We start from the raw sequence: 26,878 nt of genomic DNA, 5'->3' as shown, positions 1-26,878 counted from the left end.
CCCCGATAGCACGAGACTATTCACAGCTTGTCCACCGCAGGGCTCGAGCGATGATGCTTGGCGAAGCGGCGCACGACGGGGTCTGCGACGGTGGTCGCGAAGTTCAGCCGCTCGGTTCCGTTGGGATCGCGCGTGAGCACGAGCTCGTAGCCGGGCAATGTCTGGCGGCGGACGATTTCGCGCAGGTCATAGGCGAAATGCTTGAGCGGTGAGAGGCTCCCGGACTTGGCGTGGAGATAGCCGAGATCGAAGCTCCAACCGCCGTCCTGGTGACCGCCATGCTTGCGCACGAGACGATAAAGCCAGCGCTCCAAACCGCCCGTCAGTGCGAAATATTGGCGGTCGATCGTCAGCACGAGCGCATCATCGATGACGCCTGAATAGAACCAATCGGGCAGGATCAGCTGCAGCCCGGATGGCTTTCCATGGGCGTCCGCGGTCTCCTTCCACTCGTTGATCCAGGAGAAGCGGTGCCGCCGCCGTTCTGTCGTCTGACGGATCGACGTGAGCACGGTGGTCGACTGCAGACGGTCGAGTCCTGCCTTCAGACGATCGTAATCGCGCACGCCGGTGCCGCGGCCGACGAACGACAGAATCTCGTATGGCGTGGCCGCCATCAGGCGCGACGTCTTCAGTCCGGCATCACGCGCTTCGACGATCTGCGAGGCCGCCCAGATCAGAACGTCGGCGTCCCAGATGGTCGCCATCCCGTGCTCCGCCACGGCCTCGACGCGGATCGCGACGGATCCGGCGCGGAAATCGATCGGCACCACGCGCTTGCTCTTTGCCAGCGAGAAGAACGGATAGGCCATCAGATCCTGCGCATCACGCGGCGCCAGGTCGCCGGGCAGCGCGCGAAACAGATCGAGCTGGGCGCGCTCGGATTTACGCAAACCTCGCACGTTCAAGCCCGCCCTGCCCGCGACGCACGACGCTCCTGCCCGGCATAGGGAATGAGACCCGGATGCCTCTTGGCCGGCAGCACGGTCCCTTGGCCGGGGTCGGCGGTCGACGTCTTGGTGCCCCGGTCGGCCCAGGCTTTCAGGTCATCGATCGCGTAGACGACGCGGCCGCCGATCTTGCGATAGGCCGGCCCCGTGCCGTAGGTCCGATGCTTCTCCAGCGTGCGGCCGGACAGACCGAGATAGCGGGCAGCCTCGGGTGTGCGAAGAAAGCGCGGCGGAAGACCGGCCAAGGAATCGGACATCTGGCAACCTCCAGGACAGACCTGCGCGCTTGCGAGTAGTTCAGCGCGTCGACGGTCAGGATGGAGGCGTAGGCCAGCGAACAGGGATGCCGCAGATCGAGGGTGCCATTTCCGGCACCCCTCGATCGTAGACGATCTATTCTTCCTTGCGCGGTGGACGCAGCAGCTGCTGATAGCCACCGCGGATCAGCGCCAGACCATTCTTCACCAATCGAATGGTCTGGCTACGCACCTCATGCGTCTTCCATGCGCGCGCCGAGATGCGCGCCGCGCCGAACAGTACTTCCGCGATCGTCCGATAGCTGTTGCCCTGCTGCCAGCCATCGAGCGCGCGCAACGTCAGCACGAGGCGCGTTCGGCGCTGCTCAGACAAGCCATCCGAGACAGGACCAGGCGGTCTCGCCCGAAGCGCACGCCAGAGCCGGTCCGCGGCCTCGTTGCGCACTTTGAAGTCGCGATCGTACGGCAGCAGTACAGCATAGGACACCGTCGTCAGCGGCTTCCTCTGCAGCCAGACGCGATGCTCATTTGCACCGAGACGCAAGACGACATGCCAGCCGTCCGGCGCGCGCCGGAGCTGATCCGGCGCAAACGACGGAAGCTTCACCGTCGGCGTGACGACCGGCATGCGCTTGTCGAGTTCAGTAAGCGCCAGCACGGTCGACAACCGCTCGGGCGCCCAGAAGACGATCTGAGCGTCGAAGGAGAGCGCGGGATCAGCTGCGAAATATCAACCCCCAGTGCTTTCGAAATCTGGCTGAGGAATTGTGGTCAGGATGAACGATTGCCGAAAACTGCGTACGATAGTTCGGTGATCGGCGAACGTATTCCCAAGCGAAACCTGGACGGTCCGCGCGATACATGTTCGCGTAGGCCCTGGGTGCACGCCAATCAAATTCCGACATCGTTCAGTCCTCATCAGTTTAAGGACTGCAACGCAATATCCTAATGATGGCACCATTTGTGATTGCAGTGCAGATTCTTGACTCGTATCGGTAAAGTAGTGCGGACTATCGATTGAATCTAACTACACGATTGCTTGAAACGACTGAGTTCCGCAATGGTTGCACAACGTCAGGTCTCAGGAGGTCCGCGTAGCAAGTGATTGTACCCCTCCTCTGACATCCACTTCGCCCGGGCCAGATGGGTGTCATACGCGCGGCGCGCACGCTCGGGTTCCCGGCTCGGATCGATATGTAAAACGACCTGGGCAACCTCCTCCCAGTCCGCATTGTCCGCCTCTGCGTCGAGGAGGCGCAGATACGTGACGAGGTGCTCCTCGTCGTAGGGCGTCAGAATGGGATCGGTCGGCGCCGTGTCGGCGACATCGGGATCGAGCGGGGGAAAGGGCATCGGTCAGAAACCTATTAAGGCAAAACACAACGATCGTTCTTGGCCGAGCGGAGAAGCGAGACGAGCCCTGCCCGAGATCCAAGCCGGGCACCATTAGCCAACATATTCAAGCATTTGGTCTCACTTTGTAGAAAATACTCCGTGGTTAAATACTCGACAAGCCTGTGCTGCCTTGGAGATGAATATCCGAGACGTCCTGGCCGCCAACTTGAAGCGCCTGCGCCAAAGCAAAGGCGTTTCGCAGGAAGAACTCGCCCATCGCGCCGATATCGATCGGACCTATATCAGCATGATTGAAAGAAGCCGCAATGCCGTCTCGATCGACGTGCTCGCCGCTCTCGCGGGTGGCCTCGGCGTCGAGCCGGCAGACCTGTTGAAGCCGGCCCCGCCTACTGTTGATTCCAAGAAGAAGGCGCGCCGTATTCAGAACCGGTAATGCCAAAGCGTGCCCAAAATTTGGCGTCGCAATCCTGCGTAAACATCACCATCGCACGAGGTACGGCCGGGTTCCGGGTCGATCTCAAACAAGCACTTGGGTGCCAGGCTGACGCTCATCACATACATAGCGGCTTCCGGCGACGGCTCGCCGTCGCCCCCGGTGACGAGGCGATAGATAGCTCAGCCGCCATCCCAATTTGGTGAATTTCGGTACCATGCGCCGTCCCGGAACGGAGCCCTCGAAATCATGAGCACCCACCGCAATTGTCTTGCGGCTGTATCGGCCCCTCAGAGTCCCGAGCCGCCCTTTGACTACTTGTTCACATCGTAGACTGTTTCCGCGAACGAGCGCACACGCATCAGGATGTTTCAAGCTTCGCCCAGCGTGACATAACTATCTGCGACAGATCGCGACTGCCAATGACGCGACTAACGAAGGCTTCCTCTCTTGGAACAAGCGTGTTGGCTACAGACATGGAGGGCACTATGACGTAGAGCTTCCGCTAGAACTGCCTGAAGGACTATATCAGTATTTGCGAATGCGGCGGCCGCGCATATGTCTTAGGTGCAATGGATGAATCATAGTCGGCTCCGCCCTGCAAACGTCTGCCACTGCGGGCTACGTAGAAATACGGCAATCATACTTCATTCTTAATTTAGCTAACCGACGTATTCTCAATTTGAATTCGAAATCTTCATCCGGACCGCGTGTTCCGGGCCTGATGGGGTTTAATTATGCGCAAGAACCTGCCCGTCACCAACACCGAATACCCGATCACCGACGAGACGCTGATCGTCTCGCGCACCGACCTCAAGGGCAGGCTGACCTATTTCAACGACCAGTTCGTCGATGCCGCCGGCTTCACGCCCGACGAGCTGATGGGCCAGCCGCACAACATCATCCGCCATCCCGACATGCCGGAGGCGGCGTTCGCCAACCTCTGGGACACGCTGAAGCAAGGCAAGCCGTGGGCCGGCGCGGTCAAGAACCGCCGCAAGAACGGTGACTACTATTGGGTGCTGGCGACCGCCTCCGCCATCCGCGAGAATGGCGAGATCACCGGCTACACCTCGATCCGCACCAAGCTGCCGGCCGACCAGCGCGCCGAGGCCGAGCGGGTCTACTCCCTCCTGCATCAGGGTAAGGGGCAGGACTACGCGATCAGCGCCGGCATCATCCGCCGCCGCTCGGTGTTCGACCATCTGTCACTCTTCACCGGGACCGTGAAGGCACGCTTGACGACGCTCGCCGTTGTGCTGGGCATCTTCATGCTCATGATCGGCGCAGCCGGCCTGCTGTCGACCCGCGCCACCAACATCAGCATGAAGTCGCTGTACGAGGATCGCACGATACCGCTTTCGCAGCTGTTCGAGATCAACGACCGCACGCTGCATAACATGTCGTCGCAACAGTCCGCAGCGGCAAACGGCAAGGCCGGAAAGTCGATCGACGGCATCAGGACGCTCGTGGATGGAAACAGCGCCAGGATTTCCAAGGTCTGGGCCGACTACATGGCGAGCTACCTGACGCCGGAAGAGAAGGCGGTGGCCGATTCCTATGCGGTCAAGCGCAAGGCCTATCTCGAGGAAGGCATCAGGCCAGGACTGGCCCTGCTCGAGCAGGGCAAGTTCGACGAGGCGAGCCAGCATATCGCCACCAAGGCACATGATCTGTTCGAGGCCGCGAAGAAAGATCTCGACAAGCTCGTCGACATCCAGATCAAGGAAGGCAAGTCGCTCTACGAGGAAACAGAGAGCCGTTACCTCGGCTTGCTCGCGCTGGTCACGGCGATGATGCTGGCCGGCCTTGGGCTCGGCGCCGTCTTGAGCCTGCAGAGCATCCGCGCGGTGCTGCGGCCGATGAAGGCGCTCAATGAGGCGATGCAGAACATCGTCCAGAACAAGCTCGACAACCGCATTCCGGTGGAGCGCGACGACGAGATCGGCGAGGCGCTCCGCAACCTGCAGACCGTGCAATCCATCGTCCGCTTCAACAGCGAGGAGGTGAAGGCGGTGCAGCGCTCCGCCGAGGTCACGCGCAAGGCCGGGATGAACAAGCTCGCCAGCGAGTTCGAAAGCGCGATCGGCGGCATCGTGCAGACGGTGTCCACGGCCTCGTCCCAGCTCGAGACGTCCGCCGGCACGCTGTCATCGACCGCGACCCGCTCCCAGGAGCTGGCCACCACCGTCGCCGCGGCGTCCGAGCAAGCCTCGACGAACGTGCAGTCGGTCGCCTCTGCCACCGAGGAGCTGACCTCGTCGGTGACCGAGATCAGCCGGCAGGTGCAGGAATCGGCGCGGATCGCCACCGGCGCCGTCGACCAGGCCCGCCACACCAATGACCGCGTCAACGAGCTGTCGAAGGCCGCTGCACGGATCGGCGACGTCGTCGAGCTCATCAACACCATCGCCGGCCAAACCAATCTGCTGGCCCTCAACGCCACGATCGAGGCGGCGCGCGCCGGCGATGCCGGCCGCGGCTTCGCCGTGGTGGCCTCCGAGGTCAAGGCGCTCGCCGAGCAGACCTCGAAGGCGACCGGAGAGATCGCCCAGCAGATCTCGGGCATCCAGTCGGCCACCCAGGAGTCGGTGTCGGCGATCAAGGGGATCAGCACCACCATCGAGCGGCTGTCGGAAATCTCGTCGACCATCGCCGCCGCCGTCGAGCAGCAGGGCGCGGCGACGCAGGAAATCTCGCGCAACATCCAGGAGGCGTCCCGCGGCACCTCCGAGGTGAACAGCACCATCGTCGACGTGCAGCGCGGTGCCGCGCAGACTGGATCGGCCTCTGGCGGTGTGCTGTCGGCGGCGCAATCGCTGTCGCAGGAGAGCGACCGGCTGCGGCAGGAGGTCGGCCGATTCCTCAGCAACGTACGGCGCGCCTGAGCAGCGGCTAGCAGCACTCCCCGCAGCATGGATCGGGTGTTGCTTTATTGTGAAGGCGCACTGATTGGCAACTATGCCGACGGCAGCTTACGCTCGATGACGACTCGACAAACCCAATCAGGTTACAGTCGCCCTTTTTGCCTTATAGACCGGCGTCAGCCGCTCGGCAGCGGCAAAACGCGATATCTGACGCCAACCCTGGCGCCACTTCACCAATAGCTCGTCTAGTGATCTTTCCTCTTTTGCTCCGCCCGGGTTACCCGGACGGAGCAATCTGTGGACTCACTCCGCCGTCTTGCGCGGCCGCGACCAGAGGAGCGTGTAGCCCTCGCCGCCCTCGTCGTCGAAGAGGTTGGCGTAGATCGGAGCGTTGAAGGAGGGGTCGTCGAGCTTGAGCGAGAGATAGTCGCGTCCCTCCTCGGAGCGGCGCGCCCAGGCGGCACCGATTTCAACCCGGCCTGCGTAGACGCGGTGGCTGGGCGCGTTTTCGCTGGAGCGGTTGGCTTCGGGGACGATGCGCACGCCCTTGGCCTTGAGGCTCAGGGTGATGATCTCGCCCTGGAAATCGTCGCCGACCTTCTTGAAGGAACCGATGGAAGCCATGTTGTCTCTCCTTGGCTGGTTCGGGCCGCGACCACCGCGGCCTCGATGGCGCATCTCGGGCGAACGGCGATCGACGGCGCACCCGAAGGGCCGGAGCGGCAGCGGAGGACGACGCCGGACAACTTTCTTGCCCCGCGAGGAATGGGCGGCTCCGCCCAGGGGAAGAAAGTTGGCCGGCGGCGTTGCGCTCAGGCGATCGAGGCGCAGCCGGTCTTCGGCCAGATCAAGCCATCACGAGGCAAGGTGCGTCGCCGTCCCGATCAGCTTCCAGGAGAGACATGGTGAGCTGCGGCCGCACAAGACGGCGGACGAGCCAGGCGTACGATCAGAAACCGCCGACAAGAAAAGCGCGTGACGGTTTCCGCCCTGTTTCCAGAGACATGCCTCACGCCTATCAGCCAATGCCTTGGGCTGGAAAAGTTCGTTCCGCGGTGGGTCGCAAGCTCCAGAAGGACGTGGCTCGTCCTCGATAGTTAGGCTGCTCGCTTTGGGACACCAGCTGCCACGAACCGCTCGGCAATGATGCTGTCGGGAGCAGCCCCCAGCTCGATTGCGACGCGGCGCGCACCGTCGGTCATTGCTGGCGGGCCGCATAGATAGACATCGTATCCATCCAAAGATCGTGGCCCGATCAAGTCGGGCGCCACCCCCTGGCTGATGTCGGCTGGGCACGGCCCCGTAGCAACCGAGATTCGCAAATCCAATTTGGAGATGGCACGCGCGATCTCGCGCAGCTCGTCAAGGAAAAACAGATCACCGGCGGTATTGACGCCGAAGCACAGCGTGACCTCGCGGTTTTCGCCGGTCGCCTTCATCTGCCGCAGCATTGACACCATGGGCGCCACGCCCGTGCCTCCGGCCACCATCAGTACCGGCCGATCGCTGGACCTCAGATAGAAAACACCTTGCGGGCCACGGCATTGAACAACATCGCCAGGTGCGGCCCGCTCGGTCAGATAGCGCGACATTGCACCGTCGTCGATCAGACGGACCAGAAACTCCAAGCCACGATCGTCGCCAGGCGAGTTCGCCATCGAGTAGGAGCGCCATTCCGCCGTCCCCGGCACTTGCAGATTGACGTATTGGCCCGGTAGGAACCTGATCGGCGACAGTCCGAGCGTCCGATAGACGACCCGGACCACCGACGCGCTCAGCCGTTCGACGCTTTCGATCTTCGCCAAAAACGGCTTCGCCGGGATCAGCTTGGCGCGCTCATAGGGCAACTGGATCTGCACGTCGCTGCGGGCGAGCGCAACACAGGGCAGCATCTCGCCGGCGTCAATCTCGTCCTGCGACAGCGACACCGAGGTTCCTTCCTCGTAGTCCAGAGCGCCGCCCAGGCACGTCGCCCGGCAGGTTTGACAGTCGCCGATTTCGCAGTCTGAACTGAGCGCGATTCCACCGCGGCGCGCGGCGGCGAGAATGGTCTCGCCGGGCTTCGCCTCGACGCGAGCGCAGTCGCCATCCACAAAGATGAGAGAAACGGTGGGCATCGGTTCACTCCTGTCGGCTGCACGCGCTCACTGTGCGAGCGAGAACTTTCCGTCCTTCACCGTCAGCATCACGACGCTGTCGGCCTTGGCGCCGAAATGGTCGTCCGGACCGTAAGAATACACCGCAGTCACACCGACAAAGTCCTTCAGGCCTTCGATGGCATCGCGGATCTTGCCGCGGTCCGCGCCCGCCTTGCCGATCGCGGCGGCAATCATGTTGACAGCATCATAGGCGTTGCCCGCAAAGGTCGCCGGCGGCTTGCCATACTTCTTCTGGTAATCGGTCACGAAGCTCTGCAGCGCGGCCTTCTGCGGATCAGAGTCCTTGAGCGACTCGATCACGTAGATCTTCGACGACGGGATCAGCACGTCGTCGGCCGATCCGCCGGCGAGCCTGAGGAAATTAAAGTCATTGGCCGCGTGAGACATATACAGCGGAGCGGTGAGACCAAGCTGGCGGTAGTTCTTCGCCGCTATCGCCTGCCCCGGACCGGTCGCCCAGATCACCACCGCATCCGGCTGCGCGCTGCGGATCTTGGTGAGCTGCGGCGTCATATCCTTATCGGCATTGGCGTAGGATTCTTGCGCGACGATCGTCAGGCCGAATGATTCCGCATTCTTGACGAGTTGGTCGCGACCGCTGGTGCCGAACGGCGAGTCGGCGTGCAGCAGCGCGATCTTCCTGGCTCCGCGCTTCTGCATGTCCGTCATCATGACGCTCTGCACCAACACGTCGGTGAGCGGCGACAGGAACAGCCATTTCTTGTCCTGCGCCGGCATGACGATGCCGCGGGAGCCGCCGTTGGAGATCATCGGTGTCGACGCGTTCTGCACGGTGTCGCTGATCGCGTAGGACGAGCCGCTGTTCATCGGACCGACCAGAGCGACCACGCCGCTCTGTTCCAGCAGCCGCTTGGCGGCGGTGACCGACTTGGTGTTGTCGCCCTCCGTGTTGACGTTGTCGAGTTCGAGTTTCTTGCCGGCGATGCCGCCTCTGGCGTTGATCTGCTCGATGGCAAGCATTGCGCCTTCGAGTCCGGGCTGGCCGAGCGAGGCGAGCGGCCCGGAGGTCTCGAGCAGGCCACCGATCTTGATGGTGTCGTCCGCGCGGGTGGCGGTGGCGGCCGTGATGAGCATCAGCGCAGCCAGCATGGCTTTGGTATTCATCGTCAGATCCCCTGGGCTGGTAAGGTCGTGGGTGCGAGCGAAGCGACCGCGGCGGTGAACGGATGCAGCGGCGGCCGGTAGATTCCGCCGCCGATGCGGCCGTTGTGTCCGTTGCGATCGAGAATGCCGAGCACGATATCAAGCGGTGTGCCGCCTCTCACGAGGGCGCGGGCGACCGTTCCGACCTTGATCCCGCTGCGCTCGAATCCGCGATGAACCGCGGGCAGCACGTCCGCGCGGTCGCTCGCGGGGCCGCGGGCTTGCGGGAGCGATACTGCGGTCATGGCGCCGAAGCCCGTGGCATCGACCAACGCGCTGTCGCCGATCGCACCGAGGCGATCGCTGCTCTGAAATCCTGGCAGCAGATTGCCTTCGGGTGGCTCAGCCGGTGCGACGAACCAGCGCCCGCCGCTGCCGCCGAGCTTGATGCCGCAATCGACACCGTTGCCGCCGAGCGCAGTGATGATGCTGCTGCCCTCGCCCACCCCGGCGTTGGCGATGCATTTCACCGCGGCCATCCAGAGATTGAGGAAGAACGCAGAAGCCCTGTCCAGAAATCGGCGCTCCGGCGTGTCGCCGCCGAGCCGCGGCGCGATCCGCTCGATCAGCCGGCGCGTCGCCGCCGCCGTGCGCGAATGGCAGTCGTCGCCCTCCATCAGCGCACGGTCGGCGATCTCGATCAGCGAGATGTCGTCGTCGGCAACGATCTCCAGCGTCGCGGCGAGATTGCCGTTCATCCAGCGCAGATGCGTCAGCACCTCTCGACTGCAGAGCCCCAGCCGCTGCGCCAGCGCCATGCCGCCGTTGAGCGGACTATACGTGGTGTTCGCCGCATCGGCGGCATCGGCCACGATCTGCACCGCCATGTTGGGCGACAGCGCCGCCGCGAGCGGCACCATTGCGCCGACATCCTGCGCCGGCGCCAGTTGCACCTCGCCGTGCGTCAGCATCGCGCGGGCCGCCGTCTCGTCCTTGGCCCAACCTTCGAACAGGATCGCCATCACGGTGCTGTTGAGGATCGGCGCCGCGATCGCACCAGAGCGCACCGGCGGTCCGGCATGAAGAATCGTCCGGTCCGGAAACGCGATGAGGTCCCTGGCAGATGCGACGCCGCGCCAGACCGGTCGTACCGCGTGCATCCGCGCCAGCGCGGCGCGGTCCGCAGGATGAAGGCTGGTCTCGGCTGGGCGTGCGATCGCAGCCGGGTCATGCTCGGACAAATCAGCCTCCGTTGATCGCGACGGCGTTGCGGCCCGCGTGCGCGCCGTCCGGTTCGACCTCGCTCGAGCCGAGATAGGCCTCGGAGAGGTGGTGGTCCTGCAGCAGCGTACGGCCAGGCCCCTCCGCGACGACTCGTCCGTTGGCGAGCACGTAGCCGCGATCCGCGATCGACAGCGCGGCGGTCACGTTCTGCTCCACCAGCAGGATCGTCAGCCCCTGGTTGCGCAGCCGCTCGACACAGCGCAGGATCTCGGTGAGGACCTGCGGCGCGAGCCCGAGTGACGGCTCGTCGAGCATCAGCAGTTTGGGCTCGCCCATCAAAGCGCGCCCGATCGCCACCATCTGCTGCTGGCCTCCACTGAGCGTTCCAGCGAGTTGATCGGCACGCTCCTTCAGCACCGGAAACAGCTGGTACACGGTTTCCAGCCGTTGCTCGAAGCCGTGCCGCTCGGCAGCGCTGCGCCAGATCACATGATGAAAGCCCCGTGTCCGGCGCAGCGCGTAGCGGCCGGCGGCGAGGTTCTGCAGCACCGTGAGCGAGCCGAACAGCGCGCGCCCCTCCGGCACCAGGTTGATGCCGCCCGCGACACGCCGGTCCGCAGCGACGCCGCGCAGGTCGACCTGGTCGAACGTCATCCTGTCGGCGGTGCAGGGCTCCACGCCGGCGACCGCCCGCAGCAGGCTGCTCTTGCCTGCGCCGTTGGCGCCGACCAGCGCAACGATCTCTCCGCGGCCGACGCCGAGCGAGACGCGATCCAGCGCTCGCAGGCCGCCATAATTGACGTCGAGGCTGCCGATCTCGAGCAGCGGCGGTGCGACGGCGCGGATCACCTTCGGCGCCTCCGGCGCGGTGTCACGGCGGCCGAGATACGCCTCGAGCACCTGCGGATTTCGACGCACAGCTGCCGGCTCGCCGTCGGCGATGATGCGGCCCTGGTCGAGCACCAGGATGCGCCGCGCCAGCCGGCTCACCAGCGGCATGTCGTGATCGATGAACAGAATGGTCTTGCCGGCACGCGAGAGCGACAGGATGATGTCGCCGAGCGCGCGCTTCTCCAGATCGTTCAGGCCGGCACCGGGCTCGTCGAGCACCAGCATGCGCGCGCCCGAGGCGAGCACCCGCGCTATGCCGAGCAGCCGGCGCTGCCCGGCGGTCAGGATCGACGCGGACTGGTCGGCGAGCTCGTACAGCCCGACCGCGGCGAGATGCGCATCGGCCTCGCGCCGCAGTTTGCCATGGCTGAGCAGCTCCGCGCCGCGGCCGATCATCGACGGCAGCAGCCCGAGACGATGACGCGGGACACCGCCCACCATGACATTCTCGCGCACCGAGAGCCGCTGGAACGGTTCGGCAGCCTGGAAGGTGCGTGCCAGTCCCCGCGCGACGATATCGTGCGGTGCTTCGCCGGTGATCGTTTCGCCGTCGAACCGCACCGAGCCGGTCTGCGGGATGATCTCACCGGAGAGGACATTGAGCAGCGTGGTCTTGCCGGCGCCGTTGGGGCCGATCAGCGCGACCAATTCGCCGGCGCCAACGTCGAAGCTGACGTCGGTGAGCGCCCGGAAGGCACCGAACTGCACAGATGCGGCCTGGATCGAGAGAAGCGGCCCGCTCATCGCATGCTCCCCGCCGCGCCCGTCCGCCGAGCGCGCGATGCCAACGTCGCGATGCCGCGCGGCAATCCGTCGGGACAATAGATCACGCTGACGACGAGCAACGCGCCATAGGCCACGATGTCGTACGCGCCGAGCGGCTTCAGCAGCTCGCCAATCAAGGTGATGAAGATGACGCCGATCAGCACGCCCCAGACATCGGCGAAACCGCCGATCGCCACCATCAGCAGGAGCTTGATCGAGAAGCCGACGTCGAACGGACCTGGACTGAGATAGCCGATGTAGTGAGCGTAGAGTCCGCCGCCGAGTGCGCAGAACAGGCCGCTGACCATCATGATCAAGCGCTTGGTCGACTGCACGTCGTTACCGAGCGAACGCGCCGTGGCTTCGTTTTCCGAGATCGCCCGCATCGCGAGGCCGGTCGGCGACGCCACGAGATTCTGCGCGCCGAGGATCGCGGCGATCGTCGCCAGCCACACGACCGGCAGCATGGCGAAATCGTTGCCGAGGGTGAACCCGAACAGGCGGAGCGGCGGGATGCCGGTCAGCCCATCCGGACCTCCGGTGACCCCGTGCATTTCGACGAAGCAGATTTGGACGATGATACCGAACGCCAGCGTCGCCATCGCCAGATAGTGACCTTTGAGACGGAACACGAGCCAGCCGATCGCCCAGGCCAGCAGGGCCACCACGGCGGTCGATAGCAGGATATCGAGCCAAGCGGGAATGCCGAGCCATTTGCCGATCAGCGCAGCGCCATAGGCTCCGAGTCCGTAGAAGGCGGCGTGGCCGAGCGAAATCTGGCCCGTGAAGCCGGCGATCAGCGCGAGCCCGATGGCGGGCAGCGCCTGCAGGCCGATCACCACCAGCAGGCTGACCAGGTAGCCGTTGCCGGTCGCAGCGCAGGCCAGGAGAGCGATGATCAGAGCGGGGATGCGCCACCACGTCATGCGCGCACCCGATCATAGTCGCCGAGCAGGCCGCCGGGACGGAACAGCAGGAAGCCGAGCAGCAGTGCGAACGCGATCGCGTTCTTGTAGCCCGAGCTGACGTAGCCTGCGGAGAACGCCTCGAGCACGCCGAGCACGAGGCCGCCGACGGCGGCGCCGATCGGGCCGCCGAAGCCGCCGACGATGCAGGCGACGAAGCCCTTGATGCCGAGTTGCAGGCCAGTGTCATACTGGGTCAACGCGATCGGCGCGATCACGATTCCGGCGATCGCACCGAGCGCTCCCGACATGACGAAGCCGACCAGGCTCATGGTCTCGACTTTCATGCCGACCAGTCGCGCCGCGAACGGATTCATCGCGCAGGCCCGGAACATCTGGCCGAGGTAGGTGCGGCGAAACAGCAGATCGAGGCCGCCCATCGCCACGATGCCGATGCCGATCACCCACAGCGACTGCGGCATCACCGTTGCGCCCAGCAGGTGGATCAGCTTCTCGCCGGAGAACGCCGGCATCGGCTGCGCGTCGGTGCCCCAGATAATCGCGGCGATGCCTTGCAGCACGACCCCGACCCCGATAGTGACGATGATACCGCGCATCACATCGCCCCGGACGGGCTGGATCGCGATGCGCTCGATCAGCACCGCAACCGCGCAGGTGATCACGATAGCGAGCAGGATGGCCAGCCACAGCGGCGCGCCGGCGACGTTCAGCGCGATCGCGCTCATCGCGCCCACCATCGCAAAATCGCCCTGCGCGAAATTGACGATGCCGGTTACGTTGTAGATGCAGGTGAAACCGACGCCGATCAGCCCATAGATGCTGCCGACCACCAGTCCACTGATGAGAAACTGCAAGGCGTCGGACATCGGTCCTCCTTCGCGCGCTAGACCTGCATCCAGGATTCGGAAAACGCGAGGAACGCGGTGCTCTTGCGCGTTCCGGCGAAATCGCGCTGCATCACCTTGCCGGCCAGCGGGCGGCCGTTGATGGTCACCGAGCCCTCGCCCGCGTCGAGGAACAGGCTGTACATCTGGTGGATCTTGGTCGAGCCATTTTCCGCCGGCATATCGACCGCATAGGGGGCGCTGAGCTTCGACCAGGTCGCGACCACTTCGACGTCGGCGCTGCGCACGATCTCCGAATAGGTCGACAGCGTGCTGCCTTCGCGGCGGCACGCGATCATCGGCAGGTGCGTCACCGCGCCGATACCAGGCGACACCCGGAAAGCCGCAAATTTCGAGAAGAACTCGGCGATCAGATATTTGGCGAGCGGTTCGTTGTCGCTGATGCAGAAATTGTCGACTTCGGGACGGCCCTTGGCGACGCCCGGCTGATCCAGCACGACGATGCCGCTACCCATGCCGTACGCGGAGTAGAAGATGCGGAAGAAGCACATCAACCCGGTCCACGGGCCGTCCTGCGTGTCCTTCAGATAGATACCGGGGTTTTCACCAGTCCAGGCCACGGCGCCGGGATGAATAGGACTTTTGCTCGACACGTTCGAAATCTCCTTGCCGCTGAAGATCAGGCCGCGGCCTGCGATGCGACGGTGTTTTCGTACTCGTTCAGAAGCCTGCGCACGGTTTCATGACGATCGTCGGCGACGTGATGATCGCCCTCGGTCACGATCTCGGTGACACGGCGCCCGATCTCTTCCTGTAGCTCGAGATCGTCGACACCGGCGATTGGCGGGATCGCCAGCACGGTGTCGTGGCAGTAGGTCGGGATCAGCCCGCCGGAGCGGAGCGCGGAGCGCGGCGGCTCCTCGCCGGCAGCGACCTTGCGGATGTCGCGGCGCAGCAGCTTGCGCAGCATGACCACGCCCTTGTCGCAGTAAGTCAGGTGCTCGAGCGCATGGAGCGCGATCGGACGCTGGGTGACGATCGCGTCGTAGTCGCCGGGCAGACGCTGCCGCTCCTCGAATGAGCCGCCGGCGCCCTGGCCGTAGAAATCTACCTTCTCCAGGCCGCAATCCTCCTCCTTGCCGATGCCGCGTGGATTGACCTCAGGGTGGAAGTGCCGCCACCCGATCACCTTGCAGGCCGTGTTGTCGATCGGCGTCGTCCAGCGGGTGATGCCGACGCGGCCGAACGGCTTGGCGTCCTGGCCATCCTCCCAGATGTGGCCGACCTGCGCGAGGTTCGGCATGATGATATCGTTGGATCGGACCCAGACCTTGTCCTTCCAGCGCCGGGTGGTGACATAGATCATGCCGGTCGGCGTCTCGACGAAGTCCATCACCGGCAATTCGCCCCAGGTGTCGGAGAAGTGCGAGAAGGTGACGCGGGTGTGCAAGAACACGGCGTGCGCCGGGTCCATGACGTTCTCCTGCACCTGCAGCCAATTGCACGGATAGGTGACGCAATACGGCACCAGCTTGTCGCCCGGATAGTCGTAGCTGTCGAAGATGGGAAACTCCGGAATGCTGTCGGGCGGCCCGAAGTAGCCGAAGATCAGGCCCTTGTACTCCCTGCAGGGGTAGGCACCGTGGAACAGCCGGTCTTTGAGCGCGCTCCCGGGCGGATCACCGGGCGTTTCCAGCACCTGCCCGTTCACGCCGAACAGCCAGCCGTGATAGCAGCAGCGCAGTCCGTTCTCGGTCGGCAGGCCGAATTCGAGCGACGTGCCGCGATGGCTGCAGTGCCTGTCGAGAATGCCGTACTCGCCCTTGGTGGTGCGGAATACCACCAGGTCTTCGCCGAACATGCGGAAGCCGAGCGGGACATCACCGAGCTCGGACGTCAACGCGATCGGCTGCCAATAGCGGCGCAGCAGTTCGCCGGCCGGGGCTCCCCGCTCCACATGAGTGAGTTCGACGTTCTCGCCAGGCGTTTCCTGCTTGAGATAGCCGCCATAGGCCGTCGTGAGAAACTGTTTCTGTGCAACCATCGCTGCCTCGTGCCGCTCGCGCGGGTCATTGGAATTTCCGCGTTCGAGTATTGTGCCGGGCGCTGGTTCTGCCAATAATAGTTACATGCACGATGAGTTTGGAAATCTTGAACTGCCCAAGCTTGCAGCGGAAAAGCGCAAGAAAATAGCAAGGGTTGCTCGAAACCAAGCCTTTGAGGAGACGGAGGCCGATTTTGGTGAGCGGTAAATACAAGGACCAGATCGAGGTCGGAGAGGCCGTCCCCCAACTTTCGCTGCGACAGCTCACTTATTTTCTCGCAACAGCGAACCACGAAAGCGTGTTGCGCGCCTCGGAAACGCTGAACGTGTCGTCGGCTTCGATCTCGACTGCGATCTCCCAAATCGAGGAGTTCCTGCAGACGCAGCTCTTCATCCGGCGTCACGCGCGCGGCCTGGTGCTGACCTCGGCCGGACAGGATCTTGCCGCCCACGCCCGAAACATTCTCCTCCATGCCCGCGAGATCGAATCCGTCGCTCAGCGGGGACCGTTTCGAGCCGCGGGCCGCATCAGCGTTGGATGCCTCGCGACCATCGCACCGTATCTGATCCCGCTGGTGCTGCGCGACCTGCAGGAGAAGCATCCGGAGATCGAAATGCGCTGGCGCGCTGACAAGCACGAAGCGCTGCTCGACGGATTGCATAACGGAAGTTTCGACCTGATCATCGTCTACGATTACGATATTCCGACGACGCTGCACCCCTCGCCACTACGATCGATGCCGATACAGGTGGTGCTACCGAGCGACCATCCGCTCGCGTCGAGCCAGAGTTGCTCCCTGTCGGATCTGGTCGGCTTGCCGATGGTGCTACTCGATCAGCCACGGACTCGGGACTATTTCCTATCGTTATTCGGAAACCGCGGACTCAGTCCGAGTGTCGCGCACCGTGTCGATTCTTTCGAGATGGTACGCAGCTTGGTTGCGAATGGCTTCGGGTTTTCACTTCTCAATTTCGTGCCACCCTACAACGTCCACGGTCACGGGACACTGACATCGCGGCCGCTCGCGGATGTCGACCGGCCCCAAAACCTGGTCCTGGCCCGATTGTATCGGTTTCGAGCTCCGCGTTTGGTTGATGAACTATTCAAGAGCGTCAGCTCTGCCGCCCAGCAGCTTACTATTTCTACCCTTTAGTAGCCGATCCGAAGGCGCTGCTAACGATCAAAGCCCTTCTGTCTTCAAACAGGAAGACGTCTACAGCAGCAGTGGGATCGTTCTCGGCGTAGGGCGACGCGCTGGCGTGAACGAAGACCGCAGACATGCGCGGACGGATGCGCCCCGCGGTCTCGACCGCTGGGCAATCCTCGATCTGACGCAGAACAGCGGTCGGCCTGGCTGCGCCGTCAGGCTCATAGCCGCGATGAACGGTGAGGCTGATCGCCAACCTGCTCGGACCGAAACCGGCGAGGCAGATCGGGTCCAAGCAACTGGCGCAAGGCGCCCGCACCGACGAGGAGTGCCCCTGACCATCCGATGATCTCGCCCAGAACCTCTGAAGGCCCGGCAAGCAAAGCAAGTCCCTTGGCCGCATGATGGCCGGCGACAACGGCCGGAACGAGAAAAACAGCCGCAACGATCCCGCGCATCAGCATGGATCGCGAGGCGGCGAACAAAAATTGACCGACAGCCAACGTGAGAACTGCCGCAATGAGGCCGGCCCCAAATGCCCACCCGATTCCGATGCCGGCATTCAGGGCCGCCAAGCCGACGCTGACTGCGACGAAGAACGGGAGTGCGTGAACCGCGAGCTCAAACAGCGCGCGGCACAATAGTCCGACGCTGACCAGTCCAAGGATGAGAGCAATCGCAAGCATGGCGGTGGCCTCCGTGCAAAGCTATGACGGGATGCGCCTTCCACCACCACCGCGGCGCGATCCGAACAAGATGCATCGTGATTTGGACAAAGTTGCGGAGAGTCGTGCCGGCGCTGGAGCAGCGTCCGACGCGTTGTGAGATCGGCGGAACCTCGAGGAGTTGACGGCGCTCACGCGCCGCCTTTCCCGAACGTCCAGACCGGAATGCCCAGGCGACGGGCCTTGTCGGCGAGGTTGCCCTGAATCCCCGAGCCGGGGAAGACCATCACGCCGATCGGGAGCGTCTCCAGCATGGCGTCGTTACGCTTGAAGGGTGCGGCCTTGTTGTGCCTCGTCCAGTCCGGCTTGAAGGCGATCTGCGACACCTTCCGGTTCGCGGCCCATTTGGAGGCGATCAGTTCGGCGCCTTTTGGCGAGCCGCCGTGCAAGAGGACCATATCGGGATGCTTGGCGTGAACCTTGTCGAGCCGGTCCCACACCAGCGCGACGTCATTGAAGTCAGCCCCGCCGGTGAGTGCGATCTTCGGCCCCTGCGGCAGCATGATCTCGGTCTCGGCGCGTCGCTTGGCGGCGAGGAAGTCGCGGGAGTCGATCATGGCATCCGTCAGCGTGCGATGGTTGACCTGCGAGCCCGAGCTCGGGCGCCAGGGCGATCGCGTATGCAGCTCGAAGGCCTCGGCGGCGATATCACGGAACAGCTCCATGACGTTGCGGCGCTCGACCAGCGACAGCCCTTCCGACGTCAGCCGCTCGAGCTCAACGGAGCGGACCTCCGAGCCATTCTGCTCACGCTGACTTGCGCGCTGCGCTTGCTCGTTGTCGTCGAGCTCGCGCTCGATGCGCATGGTGGCGCGGTGGAACAGGTTGACCGTCGACCACAACAGATCCTTGAGCTCAGGCTCGAGGCGGGTGTCGGAGAGAGTCGCCACCAGGGCGTCGAAGATGTCGGCGACCGCACCGGTGATGGCCCTGCCCTCTGGCAGAGGCCGCGGATCAGGCTCGTCGTCGAAGCGCCGGTAGCCGTACAGTTGGAGTTCGGCGAAGGCGTCCACGGTGCTCGATTGGGTGTCGTGCGGCTCACGCATCTCGTCGTGGTGGTCGGACATGGGGATCTCGTCTGCGATCTCTGACCGCGCCGATCGCGGCCTTCCATAGCGATCTCCAAGACGGCGGGCGGACCGGACCAGAACCCGCTGATCCCTTCGAGCAGCGGGCCGGAGCGACAGCGGAGGATGGCGGTTCGCGGCTATTTTGCTTCGCGATGCAAAGGCCCGCGCGCGGGCCGGCGGAAAATAGCCGCGAACCGCCATTGCCGGACCGGACCGCCCGCCGTCCGATCGCCTCTGAAGAAGGCCCCGCCGCGGCTCTCAAGGCTCAGATGAGATCCTCTCGCCCGCCCACAAGTAGCGAGCGCAGAGCGGTACCCCCGACGTAGGACCGACGTCTAGGCCGAGATCACGTCCAGGAAGCGCGCGGCGTCCTCCGGCAACAGCTGTTGGCGCAGCATGTCCAGGAGCTGGGCTTTCCCGAAGGCGCGCAGATCATCGTTGAAATCCCCAAGGCGCGGACTCAAGGCGATCGCCTCGATGCCGGCGTCGAGCGCTTGTGCCGTCAACGCCTTGGCCGCATTAATCCCAGCAGTGTCAGCGTCGACAGCGACATAGAGACGGCGCAGCGTGACCGGCCAGAGCAGCGTGGCGAGATGATTGGCGGAGAGCGCGGCGGCAACCGGCAGGGATGGCAACACCGTCCGCAACGACAGCATGGTCTCGATGCCCTCGCCGGCCGCGAGCACGTCGTCAGCAATCCCGAAGCGAACGGCGTGCCCAAGCAGGTCGCCCATCGCCCGCCGGGGCGTCTCGATCGGCGCCTTGCCGAGCCCGCGATCGTCAAAGCCGTCAGGATCGAGCCAGGTGCGATGAACACCGGTGATCCGTCCATCGAGATTCGTCACAGCGGCAATCAGGGCCGGCCAGGTCTCGACCGTCGTCGCGTCCTCCGGGCGATAGAAGCATTGCGGATGGAACCTGAGTGCCAAAGTGTTGGCAGGCGGATCGATGCCTCGATTGCCCAAATAGGTCTCGCCGAGCGTCCCCGTCAGCGGCTGAGACATCGCAAAAAGTCGGCGAGCGGCCTTGATCGGGTCGCGCGAACGCCCGGCGGCCTTGGGCTCGATCGGCGGATCACGATGCCAGCGTGGCAGCTTCAGGAATCGCCGCGCCTCCTCGGCAATCTCGCTGAAGCTGCGCAGCACGCATGTTGCCCCGATAAGGTCGAGCAGATCGCCATGCTCGCCGGTCGCGGCATCGGTCCATTTGCCGGCCGGTCCCTTCGACGAAGCATGCAGCCGCACGAACAGCGAGCGGCCGGGCGTGTTGTTGATATCCCCCACCAGCCAATAGCGCCCCTCCCGCCTGCCGTTGGAGAGATAGTGACGGCAGACCGCCTCGGCCTCACGCGCGAGTCGGCGCGCCAATTCGGACGCGTCGCCTGCCATCACCGTCGCTCCCGCCCACGGACTTCCGCAATCGGAAACCGCTCCAGAACCTTGGCGAGGATCGCTGCGCCACCCGCATCGGTCGGCACGAACATCCGGAGCTTCCAGGAGATGATCTCGCCGAACAGCCCATAGGCCCTGAGACAATCTCGGAGCCCCTCGGAGAAGCCCGACAGCTCCATGCGATCGACACCCATGACACGGGCACGCCGCAGCTGCAGGCCTTCAGCGAGATCGAGCACAGAGCCGTCGCGCAGCAGTGCCGCGAACGCGTCTTCAGCTGCGAGCGCCGGTCCCTCGGCTGACATTGCCGTGACCCAACTGAGCGGGACCTTCCGGCCGATGATCCGCTCGCCTGCATCGGTCTGGAGGCGATAGACCCGCGTGGACTCCTGAGGGAGGCGCTTCCAGATCGGCAGCAGGAGCCCGGTGACGAGGTAGATCGTGCTGGTCGTGAACTCTGGGATGGATGCGAGCTCCGCGCTCCAGCCGGCCTTGAACTGCTCGCGATCGGCCTCGACCCAACCATGCTCGGCAAGCTTGGCCAGCGGCAGAGTGCGGCGTCCCATCGGTCCCATCAGATGAACCCGTGGCTCGATCTCGCCATCGTCGAGCAGCCAGCTCGGCGCCGGCACCTGGATCGCCGCTCGTCCCGAGCGAACGTTGCGCAGCGGAACGGCGCGGCGTTGCAGCAGCCGCTCTAAGGCCTCGTTCAGCGACATGGGCCGATTGCGGTCGCGCTGGGTGATCGTGACGAGATGGGTCTCGGCGCCCGTTACCGGATGGCTGTAGATCGTGCGCCGCTCGGTGACGACGAAGCTCTCGGCACGTAGCGTCTCCAGGCCAGCATCGTAAGTCCCGGACGCGATGGCACCCTCGATCCGGGCTGCCAGCAGCTGCTCGAACACCGTGAACAGGATGTTCTGCAGCTCGATCGTCAGCGCCAGCAGCCGGTTCAGGAACGTCGTGATCGGCGGCAGCTCGTCACGCAAGCCGTTGTCGTCCGTCAGCTTCAATCCCGTCGCCTGCTCGAAGCGCTGCAGCGAGCAACTCCCCACTTGGCCACGAACCAGAAGCCCGTAGAGCTGACGCAGGGCATCGCGGGCATGCGGGCTTTCGAGATTATCCTCGGGGCGGAACAGTCCCTGCCCGCCGGTCTGGCGCTGCCCGCGGGTGATGGCGCCCAGCGTGTCGAGGCGGCGCGCGATCGTCGAGAGGAAGCGCTTCTCTGCTTTCACGTCGGTGGCGATCGGGCGAAACAGCGGCGGCTGTGCCTGATTGGTGCGGTTGGTCCGCCCAAGCCCCTGGATCGCGGCATCCGCCTTCCAGCCTGGCTCCAGCAGATAGTGCACGCGCAGCCGCTTGTTCTTGGCCGAGAGTTCGGCGTGGTAGCTGCGGCCCGTGCCGCCGGCGTCGGAGAACACCAGGATGCGCTTCTGGTCATCCATGAACGCGGCGACTTCAGCGAGATTGGCAGAGGCCGCCCTGGTCTCGACCGCGAGGCAATCGCGGATTCGGACAATCCGTCGCGACCGTCCCGTGACCTCGGCGACCAAATCGGTGCCGAACCGCTGGACGATCTGGTCGAGTGCACCGGGCACCGGAGCAAGCGAGGCGAGATGCTCGATCATCTGGTCGCGGCGCGCGACCGCCTCGCGGCTCTCGACCGGCTGGCCGTCTCGATAGACCGGCCGCGACAACAAGTTGCCCTCGCCATCCGTGAATGGCTCATAGAGTTGGACCGGGAAAGAATGGGCGAGGTAGTCGAGAACATACTCGCGGGGCGTGATGTCGACCTGGACGTCGCCCCAGTCCTCGGTCGGGATCTCGGCCAGCCGGCGCTCCATCAGGGCTTCGCCGGTCGAGACGATCTGGATGACTGCGGCATGGCCGGCTTCGAGATCACGCTTGATCGCGTTGATCAGCGTTAGCGTCTTCATCGAGGTCAGGAGATGCCCGAAGAAACGCTGCTTGGCGGATTCGAAGGCCGAGCGCGCCGCCGACTTGGCTTGGGCATTGAGCGTGCCGGTTGCGCCGGTGATGTTGGCGGCGCGCATCGCAGCCTCGAGATTGTTGTGAATCACCGCAAATGCCTCGGCATAGGCGTCGTAGATCTTGACCTGCTCGTCCGTCAGCCGGTGCTCGAGCAGTTCGTATTCGATCCCCTCGAAGGACAGCGACCGTGCAGCGTACAGCCCGAGCGCCTTGAGATCCCTGGCCATCACCTCCATGGCCGCGACTCCGCCCTCCTCGATCGCCGCCACGAAATCCGCCCGCGTCGCAAACGGGAAATCCGCGCCGCCCCACAGTCCGAGCCGCTGCGCATAAGCCAGATTGTGGACGGTGGTCGCCCCCGTCGCCGAGACATAGACGATGCGGGCATTGGGCAGCGCGTGCTGCAATCTCAACCCGGCGCGACCCTGCTGTGAGGCCGCCAGCTCGCCCCGATCGCCCTTGTTGCCCGCGGCGTTCTGCATCGCATGGCTCTCGTCGAAGATGATCACGCCATCGAAATCCGGCCCCACCCAGTCGACGATCTGGCGGACGCGGGAAAGCTTGTCAGCCTTCTCGTCGGTTCGTAGCGTGGCGTAGGTCGTAAAAAGGATGGCTTGATCGAGCCGGATCGGCGTGCCCTGGCGGAAGCGCGACAGCGGCGTGACCAGCAACCGCTCCATGCCGAGCGCCGCCCAGTCGCGCTGGGCGTCCTCGATCAGCTTGTCGGACTTGCTGACCCAGATCGCCCGGCGCCGGCCCTTCAGCCAATTGTCGAGCAGGATGCCTGCGACCTGGCGCCCCTTCCCCGCACCGGTGCCGTCGCCCAGGAACCAGCCGCGCCGGAAGCGTACCGCGCCGTCGGCGTCCTCGCTGGCCGCACGGACCTGGTCGAATGTCTCTTCGACCGTCCAGAAGCCCGCGAGGAACCCGCTATGCGCCTCGCCGGCATAGATGATGCTCTCGAGTTGTGCGTCCGACAGCACGCCATCGGTTACGAGCCGGGGCAACACATGCGGCCGATACGCCGGCTTGGGCGGAGCGACCGACGCCATGGCGGCGGATTGCACGAGCTTCGTCGGATGCGGCTGTGCTCCCTGGATTCGGATCGACAGCAGCTGATGCGCCTCGTACAGCGCTTCAGTCAGGCGGGGTCCTTCCGCGGGCACATCATCCACCACTTCGTAAGCGAGCTCACAGCCCGCGGGCTCGGGCGTGGTCGACGGGGGAGAGGAGCAGCTAGAGGCCAATGCGCGCTGGTCTCTCGGCCGCCGACCCGCACGCACGCCCACCTGCGCAACACAGCGGCCCGCTATGGGCAGCCGCGGCGGCACGAGCGTCGTGATCCAACCCAGTAAGGCCCTCGCGTCGGGCGCCATCCCGGCCGACTGCGGAAAGGCACGAGAATCTCGCGCCGGCTGCTTGTCGATCACGAGCAGCCGTGTGGCCGTCGTCGTCCCCTGCCGCGCATATACGGCGCCATCGATCGCAGCAGAGAACACGAGGCGGCCTCGCTCCTGTAGACGTACGAAGGCGTCCGTCGAGGTCGGATTCTCCGGCGCAAAACTGGCGGCCGTGATGGCGACCAGTCGTCCCCCATCTCCGAGCCGTGCGAGCGCCGAAGAGACATGGCGCAACGTCGTATCGGCGAGAGTGCGATCCACGTTCGCGGTCGCCGAGAACGGCGGATTCATCAGGACAACGCTTGGGACAAGAGCGGCATCGAGATGATCATCGATCTGCGCTGCATCGAAACGCATCACGCTCACGCCCGGAAACACCAGATTGAGCAAGGCGGCGCGGCTTGCGGCGAGCTCATTGAGCAGGAGCGCGCCGCCGGCGAGCTCCGCGAAGATCGCCAGACTTCCCGTCCCTGCCGAGGGCTCGAGCACGCGATCGGCCGATGTCACTTGCGCCGCCGCGGCCACGGCGAGCGCCAGCGGCAACGGCGTCGAGAACTGCTGGAAACTCTGGCTCTCTAGTGAGCGCTTGGTATGGCTGGGCAGAAGCGCCGCGATCTTGGCGACCATCGGCAGCATGCCTGAGAGCATGTCATGGCTGGCCTTGATCATCGCCGGACCGTACTTGGCCAGGAACAGAACAGAAGCGACCTCGCAGGCCTCGTACGCCGTCTTCCAATCCCAGCTCCCGTCGGCATCACTGGCGCCAAACGCGGTCTGCATGACCAGGCGCAGGCACCTTGCATCGATGCGCTCGCCACGGGTAAGGATCGGCAGCAGCAGCTCAGCCGCACGAAGAACGGCCTTGGCGCGCGCCAGCGGCGCGAAGGATGCTGTGTGGCAGTTCGTCTCGGTGATCATGTCGAGAAACCTCGGAGGAGAGCGGGATGCGGAAGAGCACCGCCAGACGCTCTCTCTTGTCCGGCGGCCTCACCCGCCCTGCTCCGCCTCTCTTCCTCTCGACCCGCTCGAGGAGACGGTGACCTCAACGAAAAAAGCCCGGCCGATTTGGCCGGGCTTCCATCAACGGTTTCTCCGGGCCCGAGGCGATCCTCCCCCGGCGAGGGTCATTCCGCGGCAACGATCTCCTCGACTTCGTCTGCGCCTTCCGTTGCCTCCTCATCCTCGTTGAGGAACGCCGGCAGGCTGTCGGCATCGGCGCCTTCGACTGCCGGCGTGATGTCCTCCTCGGCGCCACGCAGCGGCTCCGGCAACCAGCGGCTGCCCTCGAGCAGCCGTTCGGCTTCGCGCGCCATGTCCGGCTTCTTGAGATGCGCGATGAGCTGTACCGAAGCTTCGCCCTTCGCTTCGCGCACCACCTGCAGGATGCGATGCTTGGTGACGCGGCCGAGGTAATTGTCCACGCTCGGCCTCCAGCCGGCACTCACCATATCGAGCCCGACGGCACGCGACAGACGGTCAGCCTGTTCGAGGCGGCCGCGGACGCCATGGGCCGACAGGCGGCCTTGATGTACCCGGTTGGCCGGCTCAAAGATCGCGTTCACCGCCTGTGACGCGCAATGGGCGAACAGCTCGGCCTGGGCTGTTCCGTCCATCGCCGTCAACGCGGCCCAGACGTCCTTGTCGCTGGCCGGCAGCTTCGTCTTCCAGGATGCGTGACGGGCGCCGATCGCCTTGGCCGGAGCGCTGTCCTGCAGGCCAGCCGGCTGCGCCGGGAAGGTCGGCGTACGCAGGGAGATCTCCAGGCAATTGAGCGTCGAACCGAACGGATAGAATGTCGCCAGCACGAAGCTGTGTAGCACCGCCTGGAACGCGATCGAGGGCTCCTGGCCGAGCGCATCGCGAAGGGCGAGCGTGCGATAGGCTGAGAGCTCGCTGATCAACCGGTCTGGCAAGGGGCGTTCGACATCCTCCCCGTCCTCATCAGACCCATCCTGCTCGCCGTTACCGATGACGATCGTCGGCGCCGGTCCCCAGCCCGCCACGTCAGGAACGCCGGTCCCGTAATCGCCTTCGGCACCAGCGTCGGCATCTGGCTCGTCGCTGGTCGCCGCGACCTCATCCTCTGGACGGACGAAGCCACGGGCGACACGGAGGCTACCCTCGGAGTCGATGCTGACGAACGCGCCGGCCCGCGCCATCTCGGCTGCATCGTAGATCATCGGCCGATCGTCGAACGACTGCAGCGCAGCCTCGATCTCACCGAGACGCCGATCGACGTTCTCAGGCAACTCGTCGGCCTGGCCATAGTCAGCCTCGAGTTTGGCCTGCTCGCTCCGCAGCGCTTCGATGGCCGCCCGCTCATCGGCGGTGAGTTCGGCCGGCTCTCCGTTACACTCGCGCAGGCTATGCGTATGTCCGAACGGGAAATCGACGGCGGCTGCGATCCACTTCCAGCCCTCGGCGCCGATCCGCTCCGCTTCCGTCTGCAGCTTCTCAGCAACGAGCCGATCGAGCAGCGCGACATCCTGCAGCCAGCCACCGTCATCGGCCTCGAACAGATCCCGCAGCACCAACCCGCCCGCGGCCTCGTAGGCGGAAAGTCCGACGAACTGCGCCCTGCGGTCGGACGCCCGCGCCGTCTGCTCCGTGAGCTGACGACGGATCTGGTAGGGTGCATCGCAACCGGAACGGCTGACCTTGTCCCAGACCTCCTGCTGACGCACATGATCCGTCGTCACCGTGAACGCCATCAGCTGCTCGAGCGTCATACCGTCGGCGGCGTAGACATCGAGCAGCGCTGGCGAGACGGCAGCCAGCCGTAAGCGTTGCTTGACGACCGCAACCGTCACAAAATGCCGCGCAGCGATCTCCTCCTCGCCCATGCCACTGTCGCGCAGCGCCTGAAACGCACGGAACTGATCGAGGGGATGCAGACCGACACGCTGGTCATTTTCGGCGAGCGAGTCGTCCAGGCCCGAGCCCTGATCCCGCACTACACAGGGCACAGCTTGCGTCTTCGCCATCCGCTTCTGCTTCACCAGAAGCTCAAGCGCTCTGTAGCGGCGGCCGCCTGCTGGCACCTCGAACATGCCCGTCTCTTTGCCCTCACCATCGAGGACGGCTCGCACGTTCAGGCTTTGCAGCAGCGTCCGCTCGGCAATGCTCTCCGCCAGTTGCTCGATCGAAACGCCGCCCTTGATCCGGCGCACGTTAGACTGGCTCAGCACCAGCTTGTTGAAAGGAATGTCACGCGACGGCGACAGCGTGATCTTCTGGACAGCCTTGGTCATGTCTTGGTTCTCCACGACGGGCGGCCCAGAGCCTCTCTCTCAGGCCTTCACCCCGTCGCAGAGCACCTCTCGCCCTCTTC

Annotated in this window: 23 protein-coding genes; 3 read left to right on the top strand and 20 right to left on the bottom strand. The window is 64.6% G+C overall.

Features of this window, described 5'->3' with window-relative positions:
- Nucleotides 1–20: 20 nt before the first annotated feature.
- The 5 genes from QQL87_RS09930 to QQL87_RS09915 all read right to left on the bottom strand — a co-directional run bounded on the left by QQL87_RS09930 (nt 21) and on the right by QQL87_RS09915 (nt 2,560).
- The gene (locus QQL87_RS09930; RefSeq protein WP_284417330.1) at nt 21–902 is read right to left on the bottom strand and encodes a replication initiator protein A; all 882 of its coding nucleotides are present in this window, start codon (nt 900–902) and stop codon (nt 21–23) included.
- Between the two features lie 2 nt (nt 903–904).
- On the bottom strand, nt 905–1,207 hold the full coding sequence (locus QQL87_RS09925; protein ID WP_284417329.1) for a helix-turn-helix transcriptional regulator: 303 nt from the start codon (nt 1,205–1,207) through the stop codon (nt 905–907).
- A gap of 136 nt (nt 1,208–1,343) precedes the next feature.
- Nucleotides 1,344–1,865, bottom strand: a complete 522-nt coding sequence (locus tag QQL87_RS09920) for a DUF2285 domain-containing protein (RefSeq protein WP_284417601.1) — start codon at nt 1,863–1,865, stop codon at nt 1,344–1,346.
- Between the two features lie 58 nt (nt 1,866–1,923).
- Nucleotides 1,924–2,112: a transcriptional regulator domain-containing protein gene (locus tag QQL87_RS37245; RefSeq protein ID WP_502871149.1), complete on the bottom strand. Its 189-nt coding sequence runs from the start codon at nt 2,110–2,112 to the stop codon at nt 1,924–1,926.
- 169 nt (nt 2,113–2,281) lie between these two features.
- Nucleotides 2,282–2,560: a DNA -binding domain-containing protein gene (locus QQL87_RS09915; protein WP_284417328.1), complete on the bottom strand. Its 279-nt coding sequence runs from the start codon at nt 2,558–2,560 to the stop codon at nt 2,282–2,284.
- 178 nt (nt 2,561–2,738) lie between these two features.
- Here QQL87_RS09915 and QQL87_RS09910 point away from each other — a divergent pair, with 178 nt between their 5' ends.
- Nucleotides 2,739–2,996, top strand: a complete 258-nt coding sequence (locus QQL87_RS09910; protein WP_284417599.1) for a helix-turn-helix domain-containing protein — start codon at nt 2,739–2,741, stop codon at nt 2,994–2,996.
- A 737-nt stretch (nt 2,997–3,733) separates the two neighbouring features.
- Nucleotides 3,734–5,884: a methyl-accepting chemotaxis protein gene (locus QQL87_RS09905; RefSeq protein ID WP_284417327.1), complete on the top strand. Its 2,151-nt coding sequence runs from the start codon at nt 3,734–3,736 to the stop codon at nt 5,882–5,884.
- Between the two features lie 282 nt (nt 5,885–6,166).
- Here QQL87_RS09905 and QQL87_RS09900 read toward each other — a convergent pair whose 3' ends face one another.
- From QQL87_RS09900 to QQL87_RS09860, 9 genes are all read right to left on the bottom strand, one after another.
- Nucleotides 6,167–6,487: a DUF736 domain-containing protein gene (locus QQL87_RS09900; protein WP_006611602.1), complete on the bottom strand. Its 321-nt coding sequence runs from the start codon at nt 6,485–6,487 to the stop codon at nt 6,167–6,169.
- Nucleotides 6,488–6,960: 473 nt separating this feature from the next.
- Nucleotides 6,961–7,980 carry an FAD-binding oxidoreductase gene (locus QQL87_RS09895; protein ID WP_284417326.1) on the bottom strand — a complete coding sequence of 340 codons (1,020 nt, stop codon included), beginning with the start codon at nt 7,978–7,980 and terminating at the stop codon, nt 6,961–6,963.
- A 27-nt stretch (nt 7,981–8,007) separates the two neighbouring features.
- Nucleotides 8,008–9,147 carry an ABC transporter substrate-binding protein gene (locus tag QQL87_RS09890; RefSeq protein ID WP_284417325.1) on the bottom strand — a complete coding sequence of 380 codons (1,140 nt, stop codon included), beginning with the start codon at nt 9,145–9,147 and terminating at the stop codon, nt 8,008–8,010.
- Between the two features lie 2 nt (nt 9,148–9,149).
- The gene (locus QQL87_RS09885; RefSeq protein ID WP_284417324.1) at nt 9,150–10,367 is read right to left on the bottom strand and encodes a YlbE family protein; all 1,218 of its coding nucleotides are present in this window, start codon (nt 10,365–10,367) and stop codon (nt 9,150–9,152) included.
- Nucleotide 10,368: 1 nt separating this feature from the next.
- The gene (locus tag QQL87_RS09880; RefSeq protein ID WP_284417323.1) at nt 10,369–11,985 is read right to left on the bottom strand and encodes an ATP-binding cassette domain-containing protein; all 1,617 of its coding nucleotides are present in this window, start codon (nt 11,983–11,985) and stop codon (nt 10,369–10,371) included.
- The gene (locus tag QQL87_RS09875; protein ID WP_284417322.1) at nt 11,982–12,932 is read right to left on the bottom strand and encodes a branched-chain amino acid ABC transporter permease; all 951 of its coding nucleotides are present in this window, start codon (nt 12,930–12,932) and stop codon (nt 11,982–11,984) included. The genes QQL87_RS09880 and QQL87_RS09875 overlap by 4 nt, the downstream gene beginning before the upstream one ends.
- Complete coding sequence (locus QQL87_RS09870) at nt 12,929–13,798, bottom strand: branched-chain amino acid ABC transporter permease (RefSeq protein ID WP_284417321.1); 870 nt, start codon at nt 13,796–13,798, stop codon at nt 12,929–12,931. The genes QQL87_RS09875 and QQL87_RS09870 overlap by 4 nt, the downstream gene beginning before the upstream one ends.
- Nucleotides 13,799–13,815: 17 nt before the next feature.
- Nucleotides 13,816–14,430, bottom strand: coding sequence for a hypothetical protein (locus QQL87_RS09865; protein ID WP_284417320.1), 615 nt, complete (start codon nt 14,428–14,430; stop codon nt 13,816–13,818).
- Between the two features lie 26 nt (nt 14,431–14,456).
- Nucleotides 14,457–15,821 carry an aromatic ring-hydroxylating dioxygenase subunit alpha gene (locus tag QQL87_RS09860; RefSeq protein WP_284417318.1) on the bottom strand — a complete coding sequence of 455 codons (1,365 nt, stop codon included), beginning with the start codon at nt 15,819–15,821 and terminating at the stop codon, nt 14,457–14,459.
- A 197-nt stretch (nt 15,822–16,018) separates the two neighbouring features.
- On the opposite strand from QQL87_RS09860, the gene QQL87_RS09855 reads away from it, so the two are divergent.
- The gene (locus QQL87_RS09855) at nt 16,019–16,975 is read left to right on the top strand and encodes a LysR substrate-binding domain-containing protein (RefSeq protein WP_284417317.1); all 957 of its coding nucleotides are present in this window, start codon (nt 16,019–16,021) and stop codon (nt 16,973–16,975) included.
- Here QQL87_RS09855 and QQL87_RS37310 read toward each other — a convergent pair.
- From QQL87_RS37310 to QQL87_RS09830, 6 genes are all read right to left on the bottom strand, one after another.
- Complete coding sequence (locus QQL87_RS37310; protein ID WP_502871148.1) at nt 16,965–17,288, bottom strand: phage integrase central domain-containing protein; 324 nt, start codon at nt 17,286–17,288, stop codon at nt 16,965–16,967. The genes QQL87_RS09855 and QQL87_RS37310 overlap by 11 nt on opposite strands.
- Nucleotides 17,191–17,655, bottom strand: a complete 465-nt coding sequence (locus QQL87_RS09850) for a hypothetical protein (RefSeq protein ID WP_284417316.1) — start codon at nt 17,653–17,655, stop codon at nt 17,191–17,193. The genes QQL87_RS37310 and QQL87_RS09850 overlap by 98 nt, the downstream gene beginning before the upstream one ends.
- Before the next feature lie 170 nt (nt 17,656–17,825).
- On the bottom strand, nt 17,826–18,761 hold the full coding sequence (locus QQL87_RS09845; RefSeq protein WP_284417598.1) for a DUF2493 domain-containing protein: 936 nt from the start codon (nt 18,759–18,761) through the stop codon (nt 17,826–17,828).
- 338 nt (nt 18,762–19,099) lie between these two features.
- A complete protein-coding gene (locus QQL87_RS09840; protein WP_284417315.1) occupies nt 19,100–20,152 on the bottom strand; it encodes a DUF7146 domain-containing protein in 1,053 nt (350 codons plus the stop codon).
- The gene (locus QQL87_RS09835) at nt 20,152–24,465 is read right to left on the bottom strand and encodes a strawberry notch family protein (RefSeq protein ID WP_284417314.1); all 4,314 of its coding nucleotides are present in this window, start codon (nt 24,463–24,465) and stop codon (nt 20,152–20,154) included. The genes QQL87_RS09840 and QQL87_RS09835 overlap by 1 nt, the downstream gene beginning before the upstream one ends.
- 206 nt (nt 24,466–24,671) lie before the next feature.
- Nucleotides 24,672–26,798, bottom strand: a complete 2,127-nt coding sequence (locus QQL87_RS09830; RefSeq protein ID WP_284417313.1) for a ParB/RepB/Spo0J family partition protein — start codon at nt 26,796–26,798, stop codon at nt 24,672–24,674.
- Nucleotides 26,799–26,878 lie beyond the last annotated feature (80 nt).

This window comes from Bradyrhizobium sp. SSBR45G (assembly GCF_030159255.1).
Taxonomy (GTDB): Bacteria; Pseudomonadota; Alphaproteobacteria; order Rhizobiales; family Xanthobacteraceae; genus Bradyrhizobium.
This window is presented reverse-complemented; position numbering and strand designations above follow the sequence as displayed.